Origin of the sequence: Sphingobium agri, from assembly GCF_023051225.1 — a bacterium.
GTDB classification, from domain to species: domain Bacteria; phylum Pseudomonadota; class Alphaproteobacteria; order Sphingomonadales; family Sphingomonadaceae; genus Sphingobium; species Sphingobium agri.
In genome coordinates, this window is the sequence record NZ_JALKHS010000011.1 from 129,416 (window position 1) to 151,698 (window position 22,283).

Annotated in this window: 24 protein-coding genes; 14 read left to right on the forward strand and 10 right to left on the reverse strand. The window is 63.5% G+C overall.

Annotated features, from left to right (window positions below):
• Positions 1 to 82: 82 nt before the first annotated feature.
• Together MU848_RS14320 and MU848_RS14325 are read right to left on the reverse strand one after the other, a co-directional pair.
• Positions 83 to 1,771 (reverse strand): MFS transporter, encoded by a 1,689-nt coding sequence (locus MU848_RS14320; RefSeq protein WP_315862480.1) that lies wholly within the window; start codon positions 1,769 to 1,771, stop codon positions 83 to 85.
• 108 nt (positions 1,772 to 1,879) lie between these two features.
• Positions 1,880 to 2,638, reverse strand: a complete 759-nt coding sequence (locus tag MU848_RS14325; protein ID WP_097093675.1) for an enoyl-CoA hydratase — start codon at positions 2,636 to 2,638, stop codon at positions 1,880 to 1,882.
• An 87-nt stretch (positions 2,639 to 2,725) separates the two neighbouring features.
• Here MU848_RS14325 and MU848_RS14330 point away from each other — a divergent pair, with 87 nt between their 5' ends.
• The 4 genes from MU848_RS14330 (at position 2,726) to MU848_RS14345 (ending at position 7,118) form a co-directional block, all read left to right on the forward strand.
• Entirely contained in the window at positions 2,726 to 3,715 is a 990-nt protein-coding gene (locus tag MU848_RS14330; RefSeq protein WP_097093577.1) for a bile acid:sodium symporter family protein, read from the forward strand.
• Positions 3,716 to 3,752: 37 nt separating this feature from the next.
• The gene (locus tag MU848_RS14335; protein WP_247233614.1) at positions 3,753 to 5,366 is read left to right on the forward strand and encodes a phytoene desaturase family protein; all 1,614 of its coding nucleotides are present in this window, start codon (positions 3,753 to 3,755) and stop codon (positions 5,364 to 5,366) included.
• Between the two features lie 210 nt (positions 5,367 to 5,576).
• Positions 5,577 to 5,852, forward strand: a complete 276-nt coding sequence (locus MU848_RS14340; RefSeq protein ID WP_097093579.1) for an HU family DNA-binding protein — start codon at positions 5,577 to 5,579, stop codon at positions 5,850 to 5,852.
• 600 nt (positions 5,853 to 6,452) lie between these two features.
• Complete coding sequence (locus MU848_RS14345) at positions 6,453 to 7,118, forward strand: MucR family transcriptional regulator (RefSeq protein ID WP_247233616.1); 666 nt, start codon at positions 6,453 to 6,455, stop codon at positions 7,116 to 7,118.
• 615 nt (positions 7,119 to 7,733) lie between these two features.
• Here the strand turns inward: MU848_RS14345 and MU848_RS14350 are convergent.
• From MU848_RS14350 to MU848_RS14360, 3 genes are read right to left on the reverse strand one after another with little or no spacing between them, the layout of a single operon-like run.
• Complete coding sequence (locus MU848_RS14350; RefSeq protein WP_247233619.1) at positions 7,734 to 8,453, reverse strand: Crp/Fnr family transcriptional regulator; 720 nt, start codon at positions 8,451 to 8,453, stop codon at positions 7,734 to 7,736.
• Positions 8,450 to 8,821, reverse strand: a complete 372-nt coding sequence (locus tag MU848_RS14355) for a response regulator (protein WP_247233621.1) — start codon at positions 8,819 to 8,821, stop codon at positions 8,450 to 8,452. The genes MU848_RS14350 and MU848_RS14355 overlap by 4 nt, the downstream gene beginning before the upstream one ends.
• Positions 8,818 to 9,066 (reverse strand): hypothetical protein, encoded by a 249-nt coding sequence (locus MU848_RS14360; RefSeq protein ID WP_247233623.1) that lies wholly within the window; start codon positions 9,064 to 9,066, stop codon positions 8,818 to 8,820. Before MU848_RS14360 ends, MU848_RS14355 begins: the two co-directional genes overlap by 4 nt.
• A 407-nt stretch (positions 9,067 to 9,473) precedes the next feature.
• On the opposite strand from MU848_RS14360, the gene MU848_RS14365 reads away from it, so the two are divergent.
• The 8 genes from MU848_RS14365 to MU848_RS14400 all read left to right on the forward strand — a co-directional run bounded on the left by MU848_RS14365 (position 9,474) and on the right by MU848_RS14400 (position 16,053).
• Positions 9,474 to 9,968 (forward strand): winged helix-turn-helix transcriptional regulator, encoded by a 495-nt coding sequence (locus MU848_RS14365; protein WP_201516039.1) that lies wholly within the window; start codon positions 9,474 to 9,476, stop codon positions 9,966 to 9,968.
• Positions 9,968 to 10,561, forward strand: a complete 594-nt coding sequence (locus tag MU848_RS14370; RefSeq protein ID WP_247233625.1) for a 2-hydroxychromene-2-carboxylate isomerase — start codon at positions 9,968 to 9,970, stop codon at positions 10,559 to 10,561. The genes MU848_RS14365 and MU848_RS14370 overlap by 1 nt, the downstream gene beginning before the upstream one ends.
• The gene (locus MU848_RS14375; protein WP_247233626.1) at positions 10,554 to 11,252 is read left to right on the forward strand and encodes an SDR family NAD(P)-dependent oxidoreductase; all 699 of its coding nucleotides are present in this window, start codon (positions 10,554 to 10,556) and stop codon (positions 11,250 to 11,252) included. The genes MU848_RS14370 and MU848_RS14375 overlap by 8 nt, the downstream gene beginning before the upstream one ends.
• A 14-nt stretch (positions 11,253 to 11,266) precedes the next feature.
• Entirely contained in the window at positions 11,267 to 11,764 is a 498-nt protein-coding gene (locus tag MU848_RS14380; protein ID WP_247233628.1) for a PaaI family thioesterase, read from the forward strand.
• Positions 11,761 to 12,759: an NADP-dependent oxidoreductase gene (locus MU848_RS14385; protein WP_247233630.1), complete on the forward strand. Its 999-nt coding sequence runs from the start codon at positions 11,761 to 11,763 to the stop codon at positions 12,757 to 12,759. Before MU848_RS14380 ends, MU848_RS14385 begins: the two co-directional genes overlap by 4 nt.
• A gap of 191 nt (positions 12,760 to 12,950) precedes the next feature.
• Positions 12,951 to 14,054, forward strand: coding sequence for an aromatic ring-hydroxylating dioxygenase subunit alpha (locus tag MU848_RS14390; protein ID WP_201516044.1), 1,104 nt, complete (start codon positions 12,951 to 12,953; stop codon positions 14,052 to 14,054).
• Between the two features lie 17 nt (positions 14,055 to 14,071).
• Positions 14,072 to 15,025: a PDR/VanB family oxidoreductase gene (locus tag MU848_RS14395; protein ID WP_247233631.1), complete on the forward strand. Its 954-nt coding sequence runs from the start codon at positions 14,072 to 14,074 to the stop codon at positions 15,023 to 15,025.
• An 89-nt stretch (positions 15,026 to 15,114) separates the two neighbouring features.
• Positions 15,115 to 16,053, forward strand: coding sequence for an AraC-like ligand-binding domain-containing protein (locus MU848_RS14400; RefSeq protein ID WP_247233633.1), 939 nt, complete (start codon positions 15,115 to 15,117; stop codon positions 16,051 to 16,053).
• A gap of 25 nt (positions 16,054 to 16,078) precedes the next feature.
• Here the strand turns inward: MU848_RS14400 and MU848_RS14405 are convergent, their stop codons facing one another.
• The 4 genes from MU848_RS14405 to MU848_RS14420 are packed head-to-tail and all read right to left on the reverse strand — an operon-like array spanning position 16,079 to position 19,063.
• Positions 16,079 to 16,432: a dihydroneopterin aldolase gene (locus MU848_RS14405; RefSeq protein WP_247233635.1), complete on the reverse strand. Its 354-nt coding sequence runs from the start codon at positions 16,430 to 16,432 to the stop codon at positions 16,079 to 16,081.
• Entirely contained in the window at positions 16,425 to 17,330 is a 906-nt protein-coding gene (locus MU848_RS14410; RefSeq protein WP_247233637.1) for a bifunctional 5,10-methylenetetrahydrofolate dehydrogenase/5,10-methenyltetrahydrofolate cyclohydrolase, read from the reverse strand. The genes MU848_RS14405 and MU848_RS14410 overlap by 8 nt, the downstream gene beginning before the upstream one ends.
• Positions 17,299 to 18,159, reverse strand: a complete 861-nt coding sequence (gene purU, locus MU848_RS14415; RefSeq protein ID WP_247233638.1) for a formyltetrahydrofolate deformylase — start codon at positions 18,157 to 18,159, stop codon at positions 17,299 to 17,301. The genes MU848_RS14410 and purU overlap by 32 nt, the downstream gene beginning before the upstream one ends.
• 25 nt (positions 18,160 to 18,184) lie before the next feature.
• The gene (locus MU848_RS14420; RefSeq protein ID WP_247233640.1) at positions 18,185 to 19,063 is read right to left on the reverse strand and encodes a methylenetetrahydrofolate reductase; all 879 of its coding nucleotides are present in this window, start codon (positions 19,061 to 19,063) and stop codon (positions 18,185 to 18,187) included.
• Between the two features lie 136 nt (positions 19,064 to 19,199).
• On the opposite strand from MU848_RS14420, the gene MU848_RS14425 reads away from it, so the two are divergent.
• Both MU848_RS14425 and desA read left to right on the forward strand, forming a co-directional pair.
• Positions 19,200 to 19,934: an alpha/beta fold hydrolase gene (locus MU848_RS14425; protein ID WP_247233642.1), complete on the forward strand. Its 735-nt coding sequence runs from the start codon at positions 19,200 to 19,202 to the stop codon at positions 19,932 to 19,934.
• Positions 19,931 to 21,325: a syringate O-demethylase gene (desA, locus tag MU848_RS14430; RefSeq protein ID WP_247233644.1), complete on the forward strand. Its 1,395-nt coding sequence runs from the start codon at positions 19,931 to 19,933 to the stop codon at positions 21,323 to 21,325. Before MU848_RS14425 ends, desA begins: the two co-directional genes overlap by 4 nt.
• A 91-nt stretch (positions 21,326 to 21,416) precedes the next feature.
• Here desA and MU848_RS14435 read toward each other — a convergent pair whose 3' ends face one another.
• Complete coding sequence (locus MU848_RS14435) at positions 21,417 to 22,166, reverse strand: IclR family transcriptional regulator (RefSeq protein ID WP_247233646.1); 750 nt, start codon at positions 22,164 to 22,166, stop codon at positions 21,417 to 21,419.
• Positions 22,167 to 22,283: the final 117 nt, after the last annotated feature.

Genomic DNA, 22,283 nt, shown 5'->3' on the forward strand with positions numbered 1-22,283 from the left:
CTCCAACTCCATTTCAGAGCGATTCTAACGCTCCTGCCGATATTGACAACGCTTCCCGTCGGCCCAGACCGAACCGGTTGATCTAAGGATAGATTATATCGATGGCTTCATCCCGCCGGTCTGGCGTGTCCGCACGCCATCGCACAGAACCGGTCGGCCGTTCAAGCCGCCGCCGCACCCGACCTTCATTACTGCCCTCATGAAATATGTTGACCGCGTCTTCCACCTGCCGGTCGCTAATGGTCATGCGGTCGCGCTGGCGCAGATAGTCGCCCCAAGTCGGACAGTGATAATGTTCCGTCCAAAGCGCAGGATCGGCGATGTCGCGCGCCACTGACCAGCCAAAGGCACCGCTACGCAGGCGAGCACTGCGCAGCTTCTGCACGGCCGCGTAGAAATCGCGAGCCTTGTCAATATCGACCCTGTAATCGATCTCCACGATGATCGGCCCACTTCGCGGCGTCAGCGCCAACCCGACCTGAGGTTGATGGGTGAGGATGCTTTCTTCCAGGCCGTCAGGCAGCGATGGGGCAAGTGGAATGATGAGGCCCAGCAGCGCGCTCAACATCATCGCCGCTCCCGACAACATCATCGCTTCGCCAGTGCCGAATGCACTGGCGACCGATCCCCAAATCCACGCCCCCAGCGCGAGCCCGCCCGTCAATGCCGAGCCGTAGCAGGCAAGCGCGCGCGCCGTGACCCAGCGAGGTGCAGACATTTGAACCGCGACGTTGAACTGCGCGACCAGGATCATCCAGGCTGCTCCGGCGATCATCAATGCAGTGCAGGTGAGAAGCGTATTGCCGCTGACTCCCGCGAGGAGGATCATGGCGCCGAGCAGCAGGGACAGAGACCGGGCAGCCTTTTCCGGCCGCAATCTTTGACGGACAAAATCAAGTCCGGCAGCCCCCAACACAGCGCCTACGCCATAGGCGCCCAGCAGCAGTCCATAGGTGCTCGCCGTGCCCTGCAGCAGGTCCTTTGCGATGAGCGGCGTCAGAGCCGACACGGATGCCCCGGCAAGCCCTACGACATGGGTGCGGATGAGCACCACGCGGATGGATGGTGCGTGAAGTGCGTAGCGGACGCCCGATATGATCGCCCGGTCGATCCGCTCCGGCGGCAAGCGCGAAGGCTTATGCTCTCGCTGCCAAAGCAGGAAGGCGATGATCAAGGGGAGGTAGAAGACGGCATTGGCCGCGAAGGCGGCCATCGCTCCAAAGGCAGCCACGATGATGCCGCCGATCGCCGGACCGAAGCTGCGGGCAACATTGTAGCTGATCGTTCCCAGGGCAATGGCTGCAGGAAGATGTTCGCCGCTCACCTGCTCGCCGATCGATGCCTGCCATGCAGGCCCGAACAGAGCGACCCCTGCCCCGATCAGAAAACAGAAGAGCAGCAATGTCCAAGGAGAGAGCAACCCGGCGCCCGCAAGCAGCGTCAGTCCCACGGCCATCAAGGACGCGAATATGAGCCCGGCCAGCGCCACCTTGCGCCGGTCGAACATATCCGCGATCGCCCCAGCGGGGAGCGCCACCAGCATCAGGGGCAGCATGAGGGCGGTCTGCACCAGCGCCACCATCTGTGGCGATGCACTGAGCCGCGTCATCAGCCAGGCAGCACCGACGCCTTGGATCAACTGGCCGAAATTCGAAAAGAGGCTGGCGATCCAGATGGTGCGATAGGTCCGCTGCCGCAGTGGTTCCAGCAGGGTGAAGCGCCCTGCCGGGGTTGGCACTGTATCAGCCATGGTTCCGGCCTTGTCGCTCATCCCTATTCCCGTTTCCTGTGCTGAACCCGGTTCGCATGGCTGCTTGAACGAAATCGCGCTGACCGTCCTGGACTTTTCTAGCGCGGCGCGCGTCCTGCATCTTCGCTATCAGGTCCGGCGGAACTTGGGTGGGCGTTTTTCGAAGAAAGCGGCGAAGGCTTCCTGAGCTTCTTCCGACTCCAGCATCTGCTCGAAAAGCCGCGCTTCCTCGTCGATGCGATCAAGCAACAGCGCCTGATCACCCTTCAACAGACGCCGAGTGGCGGCCAAGGCCAAAGGCGGCTTTTGCATGAGAGCGGATGCCTTTGCGCGAGCATGCTCGACCAGTTCGCTGCCGTTTATGACAGCCGTTACCAAGCCCGCGCGATCTGCCGTTTCGGCGTCCATCGGTTCGCCCAACAACAACATCGCCGCCGCCTTCGCATAGCCCAGGGTGGCAGGCGCGAGCAGGCTTGAGCCTGCTTCCGGCACGATGCCGAGATTGACGAAAGGCATGATGAAACGAGCGTCGGGCGCTGCATAGACAAGGTCGCAGTGGAACAGCATCGTCGTGCCCACGCCCACCGCCAGTCCCTGGACGGCGGCGACCAGCGGCTTGTCGAAGCTTGCGATCGCGCGGATGAAGGCGAATGCCGCGGCGCCGCCCTGCGGGCCTTGCGTGAAGTCTTTAAGGTCATTGCCCGCGCAGAAGGCGTCTCCCTTTCCCGCGATCAGGACCGCGCCGATATCCTTCCGCGCCGACGCATCGGCAAGGGCGGCTGTCATGCTGTTGTACATGGCCGCGGTCAGCGCATTCTTCTTGTCCGGGCGATCGATATGGATTTCCAGGACGCCGTCCCGTTCGATGATACCGATCTCGTCGCTCATGTCAGTCTCCATTTCCAGACTGTCCACTAATCGGCGAATTGGCCCGGCGTCTATTCTTTTCCCGCCAGACTGCCTACAGCCGCAGGGATGAGCCGTCTTCGGGAAATTGCCGACCCATTCCTCATGCTGCTGATTGCGATGGTGGCGCTTGCCTCCTTCATGCCCGCGCGGGGAGAGGGCGCGCATGTCGTCGGGATATTTGCGGACGCGGGTATCGTACTCCTGTTCTTCCTGCACGGCGCGAAGCTGTCACGTGACGCGATCTGGAACGGGGCGAAGGCGTGGAAGCTGCATCTGGCGACGCTGGGAACGACATTTGCGCTGTTCCCGCTGATCGGACTGGCGACGCAGCAGGTGGAGGCGATCCCCGTTCAGATGCGGGCGGGATTGCTGTTCCTGACGCTGCTGCCATCGACGGTGCAGTCGTCGATCGCTTTCACGGCGATTGCCCGCGGGAATGTCGCGGCGGCGGTGGTGAGTGCGTCCTTTTCCAACCTTTTGGGCATCGTGCTGACGCCGTTGCTGGTGGCGCTGTTGATGCAGAAGGCGGCGGGAGGCGCAGGCAGTCTGATTTCCCTGTCGGCGATCGAGGGGATCGTGCTGCAATTGCTCCTGCCCTTCCTGCTCGGTCATCTGGCGCGGCCGTGGATCGGCGGCTTCGTGTCGCGGCACAAGGCTATGCTGGGACGGGTGGATCGGGGATCGATCCTGCTGATCGTCTACTCCGCATTCAGCGCGGCCGTGGTCGAGGGACTGTGGCACAAGGTTTCGCGAGGCGAACTGATGCTGATGGCGCTGTTGTCGATCGCTATCCTGGCGGTGGTGTTGCTGTTTACCTGGGGACTGGGAAAACTGCTGGGACTGTCGCGGGAAGATGCGGTGGTGTTGCAGTTTTGCGGGTCGAAGAAGAGTCTGGCGACGGGGGTGCCAATTGCGGGGGTTCTTTTTCCGGCAAGTGCGGTGGGACCGATATTATTGCCGGTCATGCTGTTCCATCAGATTCAGTTGATGGTTTGCGCGGGATTGGCGCGGCGGTATGGAAGTCGTGAAGGAAGTAGTGAATTAAAAGAGTTTTGAGGAGAACCCTCCCCCCGCCAACCGAGTTGTTGTACATATGTATAAATATGACGCGGTCATTATCGGGGGTGGGCATAACGGGCTGGTCTGCGCATTCTACCTGGCGCGGGCGGGGTACAAGGTGCGGATACTGGAGCGGCGCGGCATAATCGGCGGCGCTGCGGTGACGGAAGAGTTCCACCCCGGCTTCCGCAATTCCGTCGCGAGCTACACCGTCAGCTTGCTGCATCCCAAGGTGATCAAGGACATGGCGCTCGCCGATCACGGCTATCGCGTGATCGAGCGGCCGATCGCCAATTTCCTGCCGCTGCCCGACGGACGCTATCTGAAAGTGGGCGGCGGGCTGGAAAGGACGCAAGGAGAGTTCGCCAAGTTCAGCAAGAAGGATGCGGCCGCCCTTCCCCATTACCAGGCAACGCTGGAGAGGATCGCGGACGTGCTGCGCGGGCTGATGCTGGAGACGCCGCCCAATGCGGGCGACGGGCTGCCGATGCTGATCGCGGCCCTGTCGCAGGGCAAGCGGGTGGCGGCACTGCCGCTGGAGGCACGGCGCGACCTGCTGGACCTGTTCCTGAAATCCGCCCGCGCGTTCCTGGATGGCTGGTTCGAAAGCGATCCGGTCAAGGCGGTCTTCGCCTTCGACGCCGTGGTCGGCAACTACGCGTCCCCCGACACGCCCGGCAGTGCCTATGTCCTGCTGCACCATGTCATGGGACAGGTGAACGGCAAGAAGGGTGCGTGGGGCCATAGCGTCGGCGGCATGGGCGCGATCACGCAGGCGATGGCGCGGGTCGTACGGGCAATGGGCGTCGAGATCAGCCTAGAAGCGGCGGTCGAGCTTGTGCTGGTGGACGGCGGGCGGGCCGTGGGCGTGCGCCTGGAAAGCGGCGAAGAGGTAATGGGCACGGCGGTGATCGCCAATGTCGGACCCAAGCTGTTGTACGAACAGATGATGGACCCCGCCGACCTGCCGCAAGACTTCCGCAAGCGCGTGCGGAACTTCAAAGTTGGATCGGGCAGTTTCCGCATGAATGTCGCCCTGTCGGCACTGCCCGATTTTTCCTGCCTGCCGGGCAAGGGCGAGCATCTGGAAGCCGGGATCATCATCGCGCCGGACATGGACTATATGGACCGCGCCTTTTCCGACGCGAAGACAGACGGATGGTCTCGCGCGCCGATCGTCGAAATGCTGATCCCGTCGATCATCGACGACAGCCTTGCCCCGCCGGGATGCCATGTCGCAAGCCTGTTCTGCCAGCAATTTGCGCCGCAATTGCCCGATGGACGAAGCTGGGACGATGCTGGGCAAGCAGCGGCGGACGATGTCATCGCCACGGTCGATGCTTATGCGCCGGGCTTTGCCGCGTCGGTGATCGCGCGGGACATATTGTCGCCGCTCGACCTTGAGCGGAAGTTCGGCATGGTCGGCGGCGACATCATGCACGGCGCCATGACGCTGGACCAGTTGTGGGCGGCAAGGCCCGTGCTGGGCCAGGGCGCATATCGCGGACCGGTCGAGGGTCTTTACATGTGCGGCGCGGGCACGCATCCGGGCGGAGGCGTGAGCGGCGCGCCGGGACATAATGCGGCGCGCGCGGTGCTGAAGGACAAGGCGCTGGGTGGCCGGCTGTGGCAGCGGCGGAGCATTTGACCCGGCTTGAGGCGATCAGGAGTCGTCCGGGACGCCCGGGAATCACCATGGCGGAGAGAGGATCGGAAGGTCCGAACGGGCCAGGAGCGCTCTTCAACCGCCGGATTAGGTCGAATCCGGCATGAAAATGTCGGTTAATCGGCAAAAACCCCTCTAGTTGCGGGCGATAAGACAGGTTAAGACCCGTCGTCCACGAAAGGGAGACGATCGATGAACAATACCGAACTCGCCGAAGCAGTTGCAGCCGAGCATGGCCTGACCAAGGCCGACGCCCGCAAATATGTGGACGGCGTGTTTGCCGCTATCGCTGGCGCCGCTGCCAAGGGTGACGAAGTTTCGCTGAGCGGCTTTGGGAAGTTCAAGGTCAAGGACCAGCCGGCTCGTGAAGGCCGCAATCCTTCGACTGGCGCGACCATCCAGATCGCAGCGTCGAAGAAGCTGACCTTCACCCCCGCCAAGGCGGTCAAGGATCAGCTGAACGGCTAATAGGCCAGGCACTCGTCCGGACAGGATGCGTGCCGGATATGTTACGATTGCATGACTTGCAATCGAACTGCCGATCTAAACAATTGTCAGGAGGGGGCCGCGGCGGCAAATGCCGCCCTGCCTTTCAGGCATCCTCTCCTAAAAACTCATTAGGCCGGTCCTTCGGGATCGGCCCTTTTTTTTGCCGTCTTCGGGAAAAGCGGGATCATTGTCCCGCCAATAGGGTTTAGCCGCGATAAACCGAACGACACCGCGTCACGCGTCCGCTGTTCGATCCTGGGGGACGCTCGCCCAAGTTATTGCAGGCCGTAGACCATTCCGCGCAGCCGGAAATCAGAGGCGCTTCCGGTGCAGCAATGCATAGGATGATTACAGGCCCAATTCTAAGCTGAAGCATGTTCAATCACTATCCTTGCTTGCCGCGTCAACAATTCGGCGGGCCAAGATGAGCAGTCTAGTGAGGCGGCCATGGGCGCAAAACATCTGAATCGTCCATCATAGGGACAGATATCGTGAGACTAAAAGAGCAAAGCTTATTTACATTTGAATTGAAAGCGCGCAGAAGGTCGCCCCAGTTATTCGGTGTGGAGAAGCGTACCAATGTCTGAAGAATCGCAGCCCGACATCACGACGCTCACAGTTCAGCTTTTGAGTGCGTTTGTCTCCAACAATTCGGTTACGAGCGAAGGGCTGGCCGAGCTTATCCGTACGACGCGGATCGCCTTGACTGAAGATCCGGCGGCGGATGCTAACGAAGCGCAGGCGGCGACTTATACGCCCGCGGTTTCCGTCCGCAAAAGCCTGTCTTCGCCCGATCACATCCTGAGCATGATCGATGGCAAGCCTTACAAGACGCTGAAGCGTCATCTGGCTACGCATGGCCTGTCGCCCGATGAATATCGCGAACGCTATAACCTGCCCAAATCCTATCCGCTGGTCGCGCCGAGCTATTCCGAAGCCCGCCGCGCAGTTGCCACGCGGCTGGGCCTTGGCCGCAAGCCTGCCGCCGCCAACGGTGGAGAGAAGGCCGCAGCGCCCAAGCAGGCAGACGCCGCAAAGGCTGCAGCCGCAGACGCTGGCGACAAGGCTCCCGCGCGCAAGGCGGCCAAGCCTGCCAAGCCCGCAAAGGCAGCCGCAAAGCCTGCCGCCAAGGCTTCGCCCGCTAAGGCTGCCGACGCCGCCGGTGGCGCAGAGCCCAAGGCCGCCAAGGCGCCGCGCAAGGCGCGTGCCAAGGCAGCTCCGGCTCCGGCTGAAACCAACAGCTGAGATAGCGTCGTTCAAATCTTCCGGCATGTGCCTTTTAAGGTGCTGCCGGGAGGTTGAAAGAAATGGATATGAGGCGCGGTGCTGATGAGCATCGCGCCTTTTTTCTTGGCGATCGATGGGGGTGGGTCAGCGTTGTTCGAATTTGGGTAGCGACGGGCTCGGCCGGTGCGGCGAGGAACTGGCATCAGAGCGTTTGCACATGTCCCTTCTCTCCTCTGGGGAGAAGGATATGGAGCCTTGGCGGCGGAGCCGCTTAGGTGGAGTTGGATGAGGGGGAAGGAGCCGCATATCCTCTCTCTTCCACGCCGCCTTTTTCGCCCCCTCCCCCCTCGCCAAGTTCGCCTAGCTGCTGGCGCAGCAAGGCTTCCTATCCTCTCCCCTGAAGGGGAGAGGAGAAGAGAGGTGGCCTGCCGTCATTCATGTTGTTCGTATAATTGAACATCATGATAAATATTGAGTAGCGCAATTTATTGCTGAAGGAACTTAGACCTTTGGCTGAACTCAACCCAGTTCAGGTGATTTGTCCGCGACGATCGTGATGCCGACAATTATTCTCTTGGCTTGAAGACCTATCATCGCAGCCAATGCCGCAGTCCTGGTCTGCTTTTCGTGGACTCAACTCTGCGTAGCGGTAACGTGCGCCGTGATATGGCCGACGCGATGGATCAGTTCGGCGGGATCGGTCAACTGGAGCCGACCCGCGCGCAGGACGACCTCACCACGGCGGCGTAATTGCTGAAGCGTGCGGTTGACATGGACGGGGGTGAGGCCGAGCGTGTCGGCAAGGGCGCTTTGCGTCAGGGGCCATGCGAAGCCCCCGTCGCTCACAAGACCGCACAGCGTCAGACGGTCACGCAGTTCCAGCATGAGATCGACCACCCGCTCTTCCGCGCTGAAGCGGCCGAGGCGCGTGATCTGGGCCAGCAGATAGGCTTCATCGAGCGCGTGGCTGACATGATAGGCTTCTTCGAGCGACGGGGAGCCCGGGGACGGCGCCGCGCAAACGGTCAGCGGGCTCAGCGCCACGATGGTCGATACCGACAAAGGGCGGCTGTGGCGGCAATTGCCGATGAGGTCTCCGGGCAGCAGGAGGCTCATGATCTGCCGCCGCCCGTCGGTGAGGAAGCGGACGCGCGCGGCCCAGCCGTTGAGGATGAGCAGCGGATTGGCGATCGGTGCTCCTTCGGCGAGCAGTTCGCGCGCAGGCCTGAGCGCGCGGCTGCGCAGGGCGGCATCGGCAAGGGCAGTTCGCGCGGACGGATCGAGTGGAGCCAGCGCGGCCAGCCTGCGGATCGCCGGATGCGCCGGGTCGGCAAGGCGGGAGAAGGCGGTCATGTCTGATCGGCCGGACTGAGGGCCGTCAATTCATTGATCAACTGCGCCATTGCAAACGGCTTTCCGAGCCGGGGCACTTCCCGATAGGCGGGCGGGAGAGCCCATTCGTCATAGCCGGTCAGAAAGGCGAAGGGCACCGAACGATCGCGTAGCCTGTTCGCCAGCGGATAGCTGTGTTCGCCGTCCAGATTGACGTCCAGGAGGGCGAGGTCGATATCTTCCTCGGCCAGCATTTGCGCGGCCTCCATCGTGCCCGCCGGGCCGACGACGATCGCTCCCGCATCGGTAAGCGCCCGCTTGAGATCGGTAGCGATCAGATATTCATCCTCGATAATGAGGATGCGCTTGCCAGTGAGACCTTCGGTCATCGGCCGTCCTCCTCTTCCAGGATGGGGAAGCCGCTGTCATCGTCATGGATGACGAGCGGCATGATGATGCGGCAGCAAATGCCGCCGCCTGAAAATTGCGGACTGGTGGTGGCACCGAGCTGGCGGGGCAAAGCTTCCTCGATCAATTCCCGTCCGAACCCTTCTAGCGCTGGTCTGACCGGAACTGCCGGTATTCCCCGTTCCCGCCATCTAAGGTTGAGAATGGGATCGGCACTATCATCCATGTTAACAAGCCAAAGAATATCGCGCCTTGGCGAAGAGTCAGCGCCGCAGATGCGCGGCAAGAGGCCGGGCAGGCCGCTTTCCGCCTGCAACGGATGAGCGCGCCTTTGGGAAATGCCGGTCCGCATGCCGCTGACCTCCAATAACGCCCGCCGCCTTTCCTCCCCGAACGAGAAACACGGATAGTGCCTTAAGCTATGCGTGAGCAGAAGGGAAACAATGGGGAAGAGGATTGGCTCCCGCCCGTCGCGGCATAATCGACGGGTTAACCTAAAGCAGGGCCAGACAGGTGAAGGCCGACACGTGGAGACGCGGGGGACTTGTATCGCCGGGAGGCCGCGCTATGTTGCTTCAATAAATGAAGTGACTCGATCGGCGGTGGCTTGGTTTGGGTTGCAGGAGCGGTGGAATGAAGACGAAATCCTTTTCGGGGATGCGCTGTTCGATTGCCGGGGCGCTGGAGTTGATTGGGGACCGGTGGGCGTTGCTGGTGATCCGCGACCTGTCGCTGGGCCTTGCGCGCTATGACGATCTGCGGGCGAGCACGGGCATTCCCGCCGCGACGCTGGCGGCGAGGCTCAAGCATCTCGCCGCATCGGGCATCGTCGAGCGCGTGCGATATCAGGATCATCCGCCGCGCGATGAGTATCGCCTGACGCCCAAGGGCCGCGACCTGTGGAAGGTCAGTGTGGCGCTGCGCGAATGGGGCGACCGGTGGGACGCGAGCGGATTTGGCGAGCCCGCGATCGAGATGGTCGACCGGCAGAGCGGACACCCCCTCACCCTGGCGCTGATCGACGCGGAAACGAGCGAGGTGGTGCCGCTCCAACGGGCGCGGCTGCGGCCCGGCCCCGGCGCGGACGAGGCCATCCGCCGCCTCTTCGATACAAAAGGAGACGACTGATGCCTGTGACGATCGAATTTTTCTACGATTTCCGCAGTCCCTATTCCTATCTGGCCTTCACGCAGCTGCGGCAGCTGGGCGCGGCGATCGATTTCAAGCCGATGAAGGTTCTGGCCCTCATGGAAAAGGTCGGCAATGTGCCGACCACCCTCACCTGCGAGGCAAAGGGCGCCTATGCGCGCGTCGACCTTGGCCGCTGGGCGCAGCGCTATGCCGTCGCGATCAACCCGTCGGACATGAAGGCCAATGACGGGGCGGCGATGGCCCGCGCCGTGATCGCAGCCGCGCCGGAACAGCGGGATGCGGTGACATTGGCCCTGTATCGCGCGATTTGGAGCGAGGGGCGTACGCTGGGCAACAGCGCGGCGGTGCTGGCCGAACTTTCCGACGCAGGCATCGACACGGCCATGATCGCAGAGCGGATCGATGCGGCCGAGACGGCGGCGCAGCTCGACCGCTTCACCGAAGAGGCGGCTGCGCGCGGCGTGTTCGGATCGCCAACCATGATCGTGGGCGATGCCATGTTCTTCGGCAATGACCGCGTCGAATTCCTGCGCGAGGAGATTGCGCGTCTGGAGGGCCGCCATGACTGATCCTGCAAAGCCGCTCGCGCTGGTGACCGGGGTCGGGCCGGGAACGGGAACCGCCACGGTCCGCCGCTTCGTGGACGGAGGGTATCGCGTGGCGATGCTCGCCCGCGACGCGTCCCGGCTGGAGGCGCTGGCGAACGAGATTCCCGATACGATCGCTGTGCCGTGCGATGTGACCGATCAGCAAGCGCTGGCGCGGGCGATCGAGCGCGTGGGGCCTCCCAAGGTGGTGGTGCACAATGCGGTCGGGGGCGCGTTCGGCACCTTCGAACAGGTTGAGGCGGAGACACTCGCCCGCAATTTCGAGATCAACGCGCTGGCGCTGTTCCATCTCGCCCGGCTGACGGCGCCTGCGATGGTCGACGCTGGCGAAGGCGTGATCCTGGTCACCGGCAATGGATCTTCGCAACGCGGCAAGGCGGCCTTTGCAGGCTTTGCCCCGACCAAGGCGGCCCAGCGTATCCTGGCAGAATCGCTGGCGCGTGATCTGGGTCCCAAGGGCGTTCATGTCGCCTACCTCGTCATCGACGCGGCGATCGATGTGCCGTGGCAGCGCGAGCTGCAACCCGACAAGCCGGACGACTTCTTCATCTCACCGACATCGATCGCGGCCGAATTGTTCCATCTGGCCCACCAGCCGCGAGACGCATGGTCGTTCCTGGCCGAGGTGCGGCCTTTCCACGAGCCATGGTGAAGAGGACGGCGCCGATGAGCGAGGCCAGCGAAGCACTGCCGGATGGGCTGGCGCAAATCCGGGCGATGATCGCGAACGGCCAGCAGGCACCGATCGGCGAGACGCTGAACTTTCACCTGGTAGAGGTTGACCGAGGCCTTGCCGTTTTCGAGGGCACGCCCGACCGCAGCGTCTATAACCCGCTTGGCATGGTGCATGGCGGCTATTTTGCCACCTTGCTGGACAGCGCATGCGGCGTCGCGCTTCATACCATGCTGGATGCAGGGCGCGGCTACACGACGCTGGAGCTGAAGATATCCTATCTGCGTGGGCTGAACGTCGACAGCGGCACGGTGCGCGCGACCGGGCGCGTTGTGTCTTCCGGACGGCGCGTCGCTTTCACCGAGGCCAGCCTGCACGATGGTTCCGGGCGGCTGTGCGCCACAGCGACGTCGACGCTGCTGATCTTCGACGCAGAAGCAGGGACACGCGGCACGCTGGAGGCCCGGTCGCCATCGGGAGGCAGCCGATGAAGGCCTATGCCATCGATCATTATGGCGCGCTGCTGAAGCGTCATGACCTGCCCGAACCGGTGGGAGGCCCGGGCGAGGTCGTCGTCGACATCATGGCGAGCAGCGTAAATCCGCTTGACGAGAAACTTCGCAAAGGCGCGTTCAAGGCGATCCTGCATTACAAGATGCCGCTGGTCCTGGGCCATGACCTCGCAGGAATAGTCGTTGCCGTTGGCGAAGGGGTGCGAGATTGGCGGGTCGGCGATCATGTGTTCGCCTGCGTCGGCGGCGACCGTATCGGCACCTTCGCGGAACGTATAGCGGTCGCTACGGGCGATCTCGCCCCGATGCCGGTTGGCCTCGATCCGGCTGCTGCGGCATCATTTCCCCTGGTAGCGCTGGCTGCATGGCAGGTGCTGGTCGAGCGGGCGAAGGTGCAAGCGGGGCAGCGGGTGCTGATCCACGCAGGATCAGGCGGCGTCGGCACGGTCGCCATTCAGCTTGCCAGGCATTTGGGCGCACATGTCGCGACCACGGTCGGCACGTCCAATATCGCGCTGGCCCGCGACCTGGGCGCAGACGAGGTGATCGATTATCAAAACCAGGCGTTCGAAGAACTGCTGAGCGGCTATGACATGGTGTTGGACACGCTGGGTGGCGAGGTGACGGCAAAGTCGCTGAATGTGCTTAGACCCGGCGGCCAGCTGATCTCGATCGCCGGGCCACCCGATCCGGCCTTTGCGCGCATGGTCGGGGCGGGGTGGATCGTGCGTCAACTCATCCGGTTAGGCAGCGCGTCCATCCGCCGCAAGGCACGGGCACGCGACATCGACTACAGCTTTCTTTTCATGCATCCCGACGGGAGCCAACTGGCGCGGATCGGCAAGCTGATCGAGGCAGGCATATTGCGCCCCGTGATCGACCAGGGCTTCTCGTTCGACGAGACGCCGGCGGCCCTGGAGCGCTCAGCATCCGGCCGGGCCAGGGGCAAGGTTGTCATCCGGCGAATGATGTAGCGATAGGCCAAGGCCGGGAGACCACGACGAATAGCGGCGGAGATTTTTTGCATCTGGGCTGCCGCCTTTTTCCGGCACTGCTTTCCTGTCCCAGCTTTTATGCTCTCCTGTCCACGCAGGATCATGCGCGCCGGTCTATCCTTGATGCGCGAAGGGCCCCGCAGTGGCTCGCGATCTAAAGGGAGAGGAACATGTTCCTCAAAAATTGCTGGTATGTCGCAGCCTGGAGCAGCGAGATCGGCCGCACCTTGCTGGAACGGCAGATCTGCAATGAATCCATTGTTCTCTACCGTACCGAAAATGGCGATCCGGTCGCGCTCGGCAATGTCTGCCCGCACCGTTTCGCGCCACTGAGCGCGGGAAAACTGATCGGCGACGACATCCAGTGCGGCTATCACGGCTTCCGTTTCGGCACGTCGGGCGGCTGCACCCGGACGCCGTTGATCGATGGCATCATCCCCGCGAAGATGCGGGTTAAACGCTATGCCGTGGTCGACCGGTACGACATGATCTGGCTGTGGCTGGGCGATCCTGACCATGCCGACGAAAGCACGATTCCCGACTTTTCCTGCAACAACGATCCGTCCTTTCGCCGGATCGAAGGGATGATGGAGGTCGCCGCCAATTACGAGCTGATCAGCGACAACCTGCTCGACCTGACCCATGCGGAATTTGTCCATGAAGGCGTTTTGAACAGCGAGGCGCTGACCCGCAGCAAGCTTGAGACGTTGCAAAGCGGTACGACGGTCTGGTCGAACCGTTGGGCGCACGATGGGGCAGCGCCGCCTGCCTGGGCCGCCGCGTTCGACAATTATGCCGAAAATGTCGATCACTGGGCCTATATGCGCTGGGACCCGCCGGGCAACCTGCTGCTTGACGTCGGCGTGACGCCCGTGGGCAAGACCCGCGACGATGGCGTCTGGCTCTATGGCTGCGACCTGCTGACGCCCAAGGACGCGACCTCCAGTTGGTATTTCTGGTCCTTCGCCCGCAACTACAAGATGGATGACCTGTCGGTGGACGAGATGTGGCGTGCCGCGATCGAGATCGCGTTCGTCGGGCAGGACAAGCCGATCCTGGAACAGCAGCAGCGCATGATGGGCACCCGCACGTTAGATGAGATGGGCCCGGTGATGGCGTCCGCCGACGTCGCCGCGACCCGTGCGCGCCGCATCATGAAGAAGCTGATTGCCGATGAAGCCGCAGGAGCGCTGCCCCAGCCCGGTGCGGAGGCTCCGCTTGACCTGTTAAGGCGCAAGGCTGGCACGCGGCTGCCTGTCGAGCCGGTAGTCTGAGGCCGGTGATGGCCAGGATGGCTGAAGGCTTAGCGCTCGAAATCACAAGTCGAACACTGCTGGCTCCCGACATCGTGCGCCTGGATCTGGCGCGTGCGGACGGCGGGGACCTGCCGCGCTTCACGGCGGGCGCGCATATCGACATTTTGATCGATGATGGACTGGTGCGGCAATATTCGCTCTGCAATGATCCGGCTGAGCGGCACCGCTACCAGATCGCGGTCTTGCGCGAGCGGCAATCACGGGGCGGATCGGCGCGGGTGCATGACGCTTTCCATCCTGGGCGGCAGGTCAGCGTCGGCGCGCCGCGCAACCTGTTCCCGCTCGCCCAAGGGGGCGACCGCCACATCCTGATCGGCGGAGGGATCGGCATCACGCCGATCATGTCGATGGCGGCGACGCTGGCCCGGGAAACTACTCCCTTCGATCTGCATTATTGCTGCAGGACGCCGGAAAATGCTGCATTTGGCGATGCTGTCGTGGCCGTGGGCGGGCGTAGCTATTTCAGCCAGCATGACCGGCAGGCCCGTTTCGATCCGGCGGCAGCGCTCGGCCCGCCCGGCGCGGGCACGCATGTCTATATATGCGGCCCCGCAGGCTTCATGAGCGCCGTGATGGAAGAAGCGCTTCGGCTCGGCTGGGCGGAGGCCAGTATCCATCGCGAACTGTTCGAAGCGGCTGAGCCGCTGATGCAGGAAGGCGACCGGCCCTTCGAAGTGCGCATCGCCAGCACCGGCAAGACCTTCACGATTCCGCCGGGCAGATCGGCGGCAAGCGTCCTGATCGAGGCAGGGATCGACATAGCTGTCAGTTGCGAACAAGGCGTGTGCGGCACCTGTGTCACTGGCCTGTTGGAGGGCGCGCCGGACCATCGCGACAGCTATCTGACGGATGAGGAACGGGATGAGGGCAAGCTTTTCACCCCCTGCTGTTCGCGGGCGCGATCTGCGCTGTTGCTGCTGGACCTCTGACCCGACGTCCTTGTGGCGCATTTGGTCATTTGCCGCTATCATCGCCACCGAACGCGCGGCCAAAGGCGCGGGAAGGAGACGGACTGCGGGTGAATGGCCCCGGCTATCATGTATCGACCGCCACTCTGGACGGCGCACCCGCCTTTGATCATTGGCACGCAGAGGTTCAGGCGCATGTGACGCCGATCGACATTCGCGTGCCGGATCGGGCCGCATTCCGGGGCGAATTGCGCAAGCAGCATATCGGTGACGTGCAATTTTCCGTCATAAGCGCAGCCAGTCAGCAGGGGGTGCACGACGCCAGCGGACGCCATGGCGCGTCGCCACGCTTCGACCTCGTCTACATGCGCAGCGGCGGCATCACCCTGCGCCAGAACGGGCGTGAAGCCACGCTGGGCGCGGGTGAGGCGCTACTGTTCAGCCATCTCGACAATTTCAGCTTCGTCACCTCGGCATTTTCCGAGGCCTATCTGGTGGCGCTCCCCAGCGCCTGGGTCGAACGCTGGCTCCCTGACCCTTATGCCTGCACCATACGCCCGCTGGTCGGGACTTCGCCGTGGGGCGCTGCGTTCGACGGGCTGCTGCACAGTGTCGCCCATGCCGTGGAGGAAGGGCGGCCCCTGCCCGCTCATCTGATCGCCGACCAGCTGGGCGGCTGCCTGGCGCTGATGTGTGATGGGCTGGCGGGCGAGGAAACGACCCATCGTCGCCGTCTGTTGCACCAGATCCGCCGGACGCTGGCCAGCCGCTTCGCGGACCCTGACCTGACGCCAGCAGCCATCGCGGCGCAGCATGGCATATCCGTCCGCTATCTCCACAGCCTGTTCGCCGCAACAGGCAGCAGCGCCGGGCGAGAGCTGCGCATGATCCGCCTGGCGCGCGTCCGCGCGATGCTGGAGGATAGCGGATGCCGCAACCTGACCGTGAGCGAGATCGCCTATGCCTGCGGCTTCAACGATCCGGGCTATCTCGCCCGCTGCTTCGCGCAGGAATTCGGGCGGCCGCCGACCTCTTTCAGGAACGGGTGACGACGCGTCCCGCCCCGGCCGCGCCTCACCTCGACATCGATATGGTGACTGACGCCATGCCCGATGGCAGCGCGCGGGGCTTGTCGATCGTGACCTCTGCCTGCCGCACTCGGTCGAAGGCAAGGCAGGATCGAGCCAGTTCCGCGCCGAAGGTCTCGATAAGGCCGATGCGCTTTCCGGCCAAGGTCAGCGCCAGTTCGTGGACGCGGCGATAGTCGATCGTCGCGCCCAGCATGTCCTGCGTCACCGGATCGACCAGCAGCGTCACGCTGACCACCAGCGGTTGCAGCGTGCCGATCTCGTCGGGATTGATGCCGATGTCCGCCATCAGCGGCAGGTCGCGCACGGCGACCCGCGTCGAGGAGCAGGACTCAGCCAAGGGCCGCCGCCCGCCTGGCCGCCTGCACCGTATTGGCAAGCAGGCAGGCGATGGTCATCGGCCCTACGCCGCCCGGCACCGGCGTCACCGCACCGGCATGGCCGAGTTCGTCAAAGGCGCAATCGCCCACCAGCCGTTCCTTTCCATCCTCATCCGTCACGCGGGTGATGCCGACGTCGATCACGATCGCGCCGGGCTTCACCCAATCCCCTCGCACCAGGCGCGGGCTGCCGGCGGCGGCGACGACGATGTCGGCGGTTCGCACGATGCGGGCCAGGCCCTTGGTGGCGATATGAGTGACGGTGACCGTGCATTCGCGTTCCAGCAGCAGCATGGCGACAGGCTTGCCGACGATGTTGGACTTGCCGATCACCACGGCGTTGAGGCCGCGATAGTCCTCCACCACCGTATCGAGCAGCCGCATGCAACCAAGCGGCGTGCACGGCACCAGCCCGCCGATCCCGGTCGATAGCCGCCCGACATTGACCGGGTGGAACCCGTCCACATCCTTGGCCGGATCGATCGCGTCCAGCACCCGCGTCGCGTCGATCTGCCTGGGAAGCGGCAGCTGCACCAATATGCCATGGACGGCGGGATCGGCATTCAGCGAGGCTATCAGCGCCAGCAACTCGCCTTCGGCTATCGATGCGTCCAGCCGATGCTCTATCGACCGCATGCCCGCTGCCTTGGTTTCCTTGACCTTGCGGCGCACATAGACCTGGCTTGCGGGGTCCTCGCCCACCAGCACGACGGCAAGCGTTGGCAGCACCCCGGTGCGCGCATGCAGCTCCGCCGCCTGGCGTGCGGTCTCCACGCCGATGGTGCGGGCGAGCGCCCTGCCGTCGATGGTCCGGGCCACGCGCGGATCAGTTGCGGAAAACGACTGTGCGGCCGTCATTGACCAATACCCTGTCTTCCAGATGATAGGCGACCGCCGCCGCCAGCACGCGCCGTTCGATGTCCCGGCCCTTGCGCACGAGGTCTTCGGGACTGTCGGCATGGCTGATCCGCTCGACATCCTGATGGATGATCGGTCCTTCATCCAGGTCGGCGGTGACGTAATGCGCGGTCGCGCCGATCATCTTCACGCCGCGCGCATGCGCCTGGTGATAGGGCTTGGCGCCCTTGAAGCCCGGCAGGAAGCTGTGATGGATGTTGATGCAGCGGCCGGAAAGATAGGCGGCGAGGTCGTCCGACAATATCTGCATGTAGCGCGCCAGCACGATCAGCTCCGCGCCGGTTTCCTCGACCACCGCCTTGATCTGCGCTTCCTGTTGCGCCTTCGTTTCCTTCGTCACGGGCAGATGATGATAGGGGATGTCCCCGATCATCGTCGTGTTGAGCGTCGCCATAGGATGATTGGACACGATGCCGACGACATCCATCGGCAGTTCGCCAATGCGATGCCGGTAAAGCAGATCGCCGAGGCAGTGGTCGAACTTCGACACCAGCAACAGCACGCGCCGCCGTTCCGCCGCGTCGCGCAGGCTCCAGATCATCCCATGATCGTCCGCCACCATCCGGAAAGCCGCGCTTAGCTTGTCGATGTCGTTCCACGGCTCAGCCAGCTCCGCCACGACCCGCATGAAGAACAGGCCGCTGTCACGATCGTCGAACTGCTGCGCTTCGAGGATATTGCCACCGTGCGAAGCGAGGAAAGCGGCCACGGTGGCGACCAGGCCCGGCCGATCGGCGCAGGACAGGGTCAGGATGCATGTCTGGGTCAATCGATCCCCCTATGGATGATATGCGTCAATTCTGGTTCGACCGGTGCTGACCGATCCACTCTGCCGTGCGCGCCAGGCCCCCGAATGGATAGAAGTGCAGCCGCACCGGGCCATGGCCGGGGTGAAGGCCAGCGGCGATGTCGCCCACCAGCCGGTCGGGCCCGGCAGCCCCCAGCAGGCGCGACAGGGAAATGCCATATTTCGCAAGCACAGACGCGGACGCGCCGACACCGCAATGGGCGGCAAAGCGCAGCAGCGTCTTGATACCCGCTGGCCCCGGCACGCCGATCCGCACCGGCGCATCGATCCCCCGCCTCCGCAATTCGATCAGCCAATCCAGCACCGGTGCGGCATCAAAGCCGAACTGGGTGACGATCAGCGGGGCCATGCCGCGATCCGACACCTCCGCGCATTTGGCCAGAAGTGCGCTCCACCGGGCTTCTTCATCCATCACGGGATGGCCTTCCGGGTGCCCGGCAATGCCAATCGCCTTCACGCCATGCTTTTCAAACAGGCCCGTCCGCAACAAGGACAGCGCGTCCTCAAACGGTCCCGCCGGGACGGGGGGATCGCCCGCCACCAGGAACATGCGCCGGACGCCAGCCTCTTGCGTGGACCGGCGCACCGTCTGCTCCAACTCCTCATAGGAGCCGATCCGCCGCGCCGACAGGTGCGACATGGGTTCAAAGCCAAGGTCGCGGACCAGCTTCGCCGCAGCGATTCGCGCGTCGATCGTCTCACCGGGCAGGAAAGTGATGGCGATCGGCGTTTCGGGTGCCAGCATCAAGGCGGCGGCGCGCAGGGCATCGCAATCCTTGGCCGTCATCTCGATCGAATAGCCATCGGTGATCCGCTTGGGGATATGCTGTTCCCAGTTCGGGTGGATCGTCGCCGCGCCCGCCATGACCGCTCTCCTGAATATTCCAGCTTTTGCCGGGCAGCCTCTGCCGCTCGATCTTTTTGACATTTCTTCTCTAGCGCCAATCTCATAATTCGTATATAGGAAATTTCACGAATACGAATTGAAAGCGATTTGGCTCGTGCCGCTGTCTTCCTCAAAGCTCATCCTGCTACCCGGCCTTCTCTGCGATTCCCGCATGTTCGCGGCGCAGATGGAGCGCTTCCCGGCCGCTTTTGCAGTCGATGGTTTCGGGGCCTCTGACAGCATCGCTGAAATGGCGCGGCGCGTTCTCGCCTCCGGGCCACAGACCATGTCGCTGCTCGGCCATTCCATGGGTGCGCGCGTCGCACTGGAGGTCGTGCGGCTTGCGCCCGAGCGCGTCGAACGGCTGGCGCTGGTCAGCACCGGCGTCCACCCGGTGCGTGCTGGCGAAGCGGAAAAGCGCCACGCGCTACTGGCGCTAGGCCGTGAACAGGGCATGGCGGCGCTCGTAGACCACTGGCTTCCTCCCATGGTCGCCCCCGGCCGCCACGCGGATCGACGGTTGATCGAGCCGCTGCACCAGATGGCGGTCCAGGCGGGCATCGACGTCTATGCAGCGCAGATCACCGCGCTTCTCGGCCGTCCGGAGGTCGAATCGCTGTTGCCCCGCATCGGCTGCCCGACGCTGGTCGCGGTGGGCGAGTATGACCAATGGAGCCCGCCCGAACAGCACCGCTTGATCGCCGCGGGCATTCACGCGGCGCGACTGAAGATCATCGCCGGGGCGGGTCACATGCTGCCCGCCGAAGCGCCTGATGCCCTTAACGAAGCCATAGCCGGCTGGCTGGAAATGCCCGCCGGTTCCGAAACCATGATGGGAGAAGATGAATGACTGACAGCCTGCAAAATCTGATCGAGGGCAAGGGTGACCTGATTCACTTCCTGCGCAACCAGCAGACCGGCCCCAACGCCTATCCCGGCGTTCCGGCCGAATATTCCAATTGGCGCAACGAACAGACCGCTTGGGCGCAGACTGCGGTGCTGTTCAACCAATCCTATCACATGGTCGATCTGGAAGTCAGCGGGCCGGACGCCTTCGCGATGCTGAACCATCTCGGCATCAACAGCTTCAAGGGCTTCATTCCCGACCGCGCCAAGCAGTGGGTGCCTGTTACGCCCGACGGCTATGTCATCGGCGACGTCATCCTCTTCTACCTTGAGGAAAACCGCTTCAACCTGGTCGGCCGCGCGCCCGCGATCGAATGGGTCGAATATCATGCCCAGACCGGCAAGTGGAACGTCACCGTCGAACGCGACGAGCGCACCGCCGTTCGTCCCGATCCGGAAAACCGCAAATCCTATCGCTATCAGTTGCAGGGGCCGAACGCGATGCAGACGCTTGGGGCGGCGATGGGCCAGACCCCGCCCGACCTCAAATTCTTCCACATGACCACGCTCGACATTGCAGGCTGCAAGGTCCGCGCGTTGCGTCATGGCATGGCGGGCCAGCCGGGCTATGAGCTGTTCGGCCCGTGGGCGGAACGCGAAACCGTACGCCAGGCGCTGATCAAGGCGGGCGAAGCGTTCGGCCTGACGCTGGTCGGTGGGCGGACCTATTCTTCCAATACGCTGGAGTCGGGCTGGATCCCCTCCCCGCTGCCCGCAGTCTATAGCGGCGAAGCGCTCAAGCCTTATCGCGAATGGCTGACCGCCAACTCCTATGAAGCCAAGGCGTCGATCGGCGGCAGCTATGTCCCCGACAGCATCGAAGGCTATTATCTGACGCCATGGGATCTTGGCTATGGTCCCTTCGTCAAGTTCGACCATGACTTTATCGGCCGGGAAGCGCTGGAGAAAATCGCGGCCGGACCGCACCGCAAGAAGGTGACGCTGGCGCTCGACAGCGAGGATGTCGCCCGTGTCATCAGCTCCGCCTTCCAGAAGGGCGACCGCGCGAAATATTTCGAATTTCCCTCGGCGGTCTATTCGATGCACCCCTATGATTCGGTGCTGGTCGACGGCAAGCAGGTCGGCCTGTCCACCTGGGTCGGCTACAGCGCCAATGAAGGCCGGATGCTGACCCTCGCCATGGTAGACGCGGAATATGCGGAACCGGGCACGAAGGTGACGCTGCTGTGGGGCGAACCCGATGGCGGCACCAGCAAGCCGACCGTCGAGCCGCACATCCAGGTCGAAATCCACGCCACTGTCAGCCCCGCGCCCTATTCCGAAGTCGCGCGTGACAGCTATGCGGATGGATGGCGGACCCGCAAGACCGCCTGATCATCGACCGGCGGGGCGTTTTCTCCCTGACGCCCCGCCGGATTTTTTTGGAGCGGGAGCGCGCCATGGTGCTGCTGCAATAGCAGGCCCTTCAGGCGATATCGAACAACGCAGCCGTCCGTGTCAGCGCGGAAACGACGCGGCGGTCGAGTTCTTCATCGAACCGGACCACCGGCACGGCGACGCTGAAGGCGCCCGCCACTTCACCGTCCACCTGCGCGGCATAGGCAAGGCCGTAAATGCCCGGCGTGCTTTCTTCCCGCGTGCGCGCCACGCCCGTCTGCCGGACCAGCCCGATCTCTTCCCGCAGCGCATCCGCGTCGGTGATCGTCGTCGGGGTCAGCGCCTCGCGACGGCTTTCCTTCAGATAGCGTTCGAACTCGTCATCCGGCATCGCGGCGAGCAGCGCCTTGCCCGCCGAAAAGCAATGCAGCGGCGTGCGGCGGCCGGTCTGCACGGCATAGCGCAAGGCATGGTCGCTGGTTTCGGTGACGAGCGCCTCCATCTCCCACCCCTGGCGCACGAAGAAGGAGCTGGTTTCGTTCAACTGGACGCGGAGCGACCTGACCAGCGGCGCGGCCCGTTCGGCCAGCGAAAAGGCGGGCGTCGGCCCTTGCAGCCGGGCCAGCCCCGGCCCGGCGCTATAACGCCGCCCTTCGCGTTGCAGATAGCCGCGCTCCGTCAGCGTCGCGAGCAGGTAGGACAGGCTGCTGACCGGGATCGACAACGCCCGCGCGATCTCCTGCGCCACCAGCGGGCGGCGGCATGATACGACATATTCGATGATGTCGATCGTGCGCATGGCGGATTTGACGGTGGGCGAAAGCGTTTGTTCGTTCATGACGCGACTGTAGCATCAGGAATGAAATGGAATAGCCTCACGCGGAAAAGATGAGCGATCCGGTGCGCTCCTGAAAGTGCCAATCATCACCGATGCGGACGAGCCATTCCGTGAATG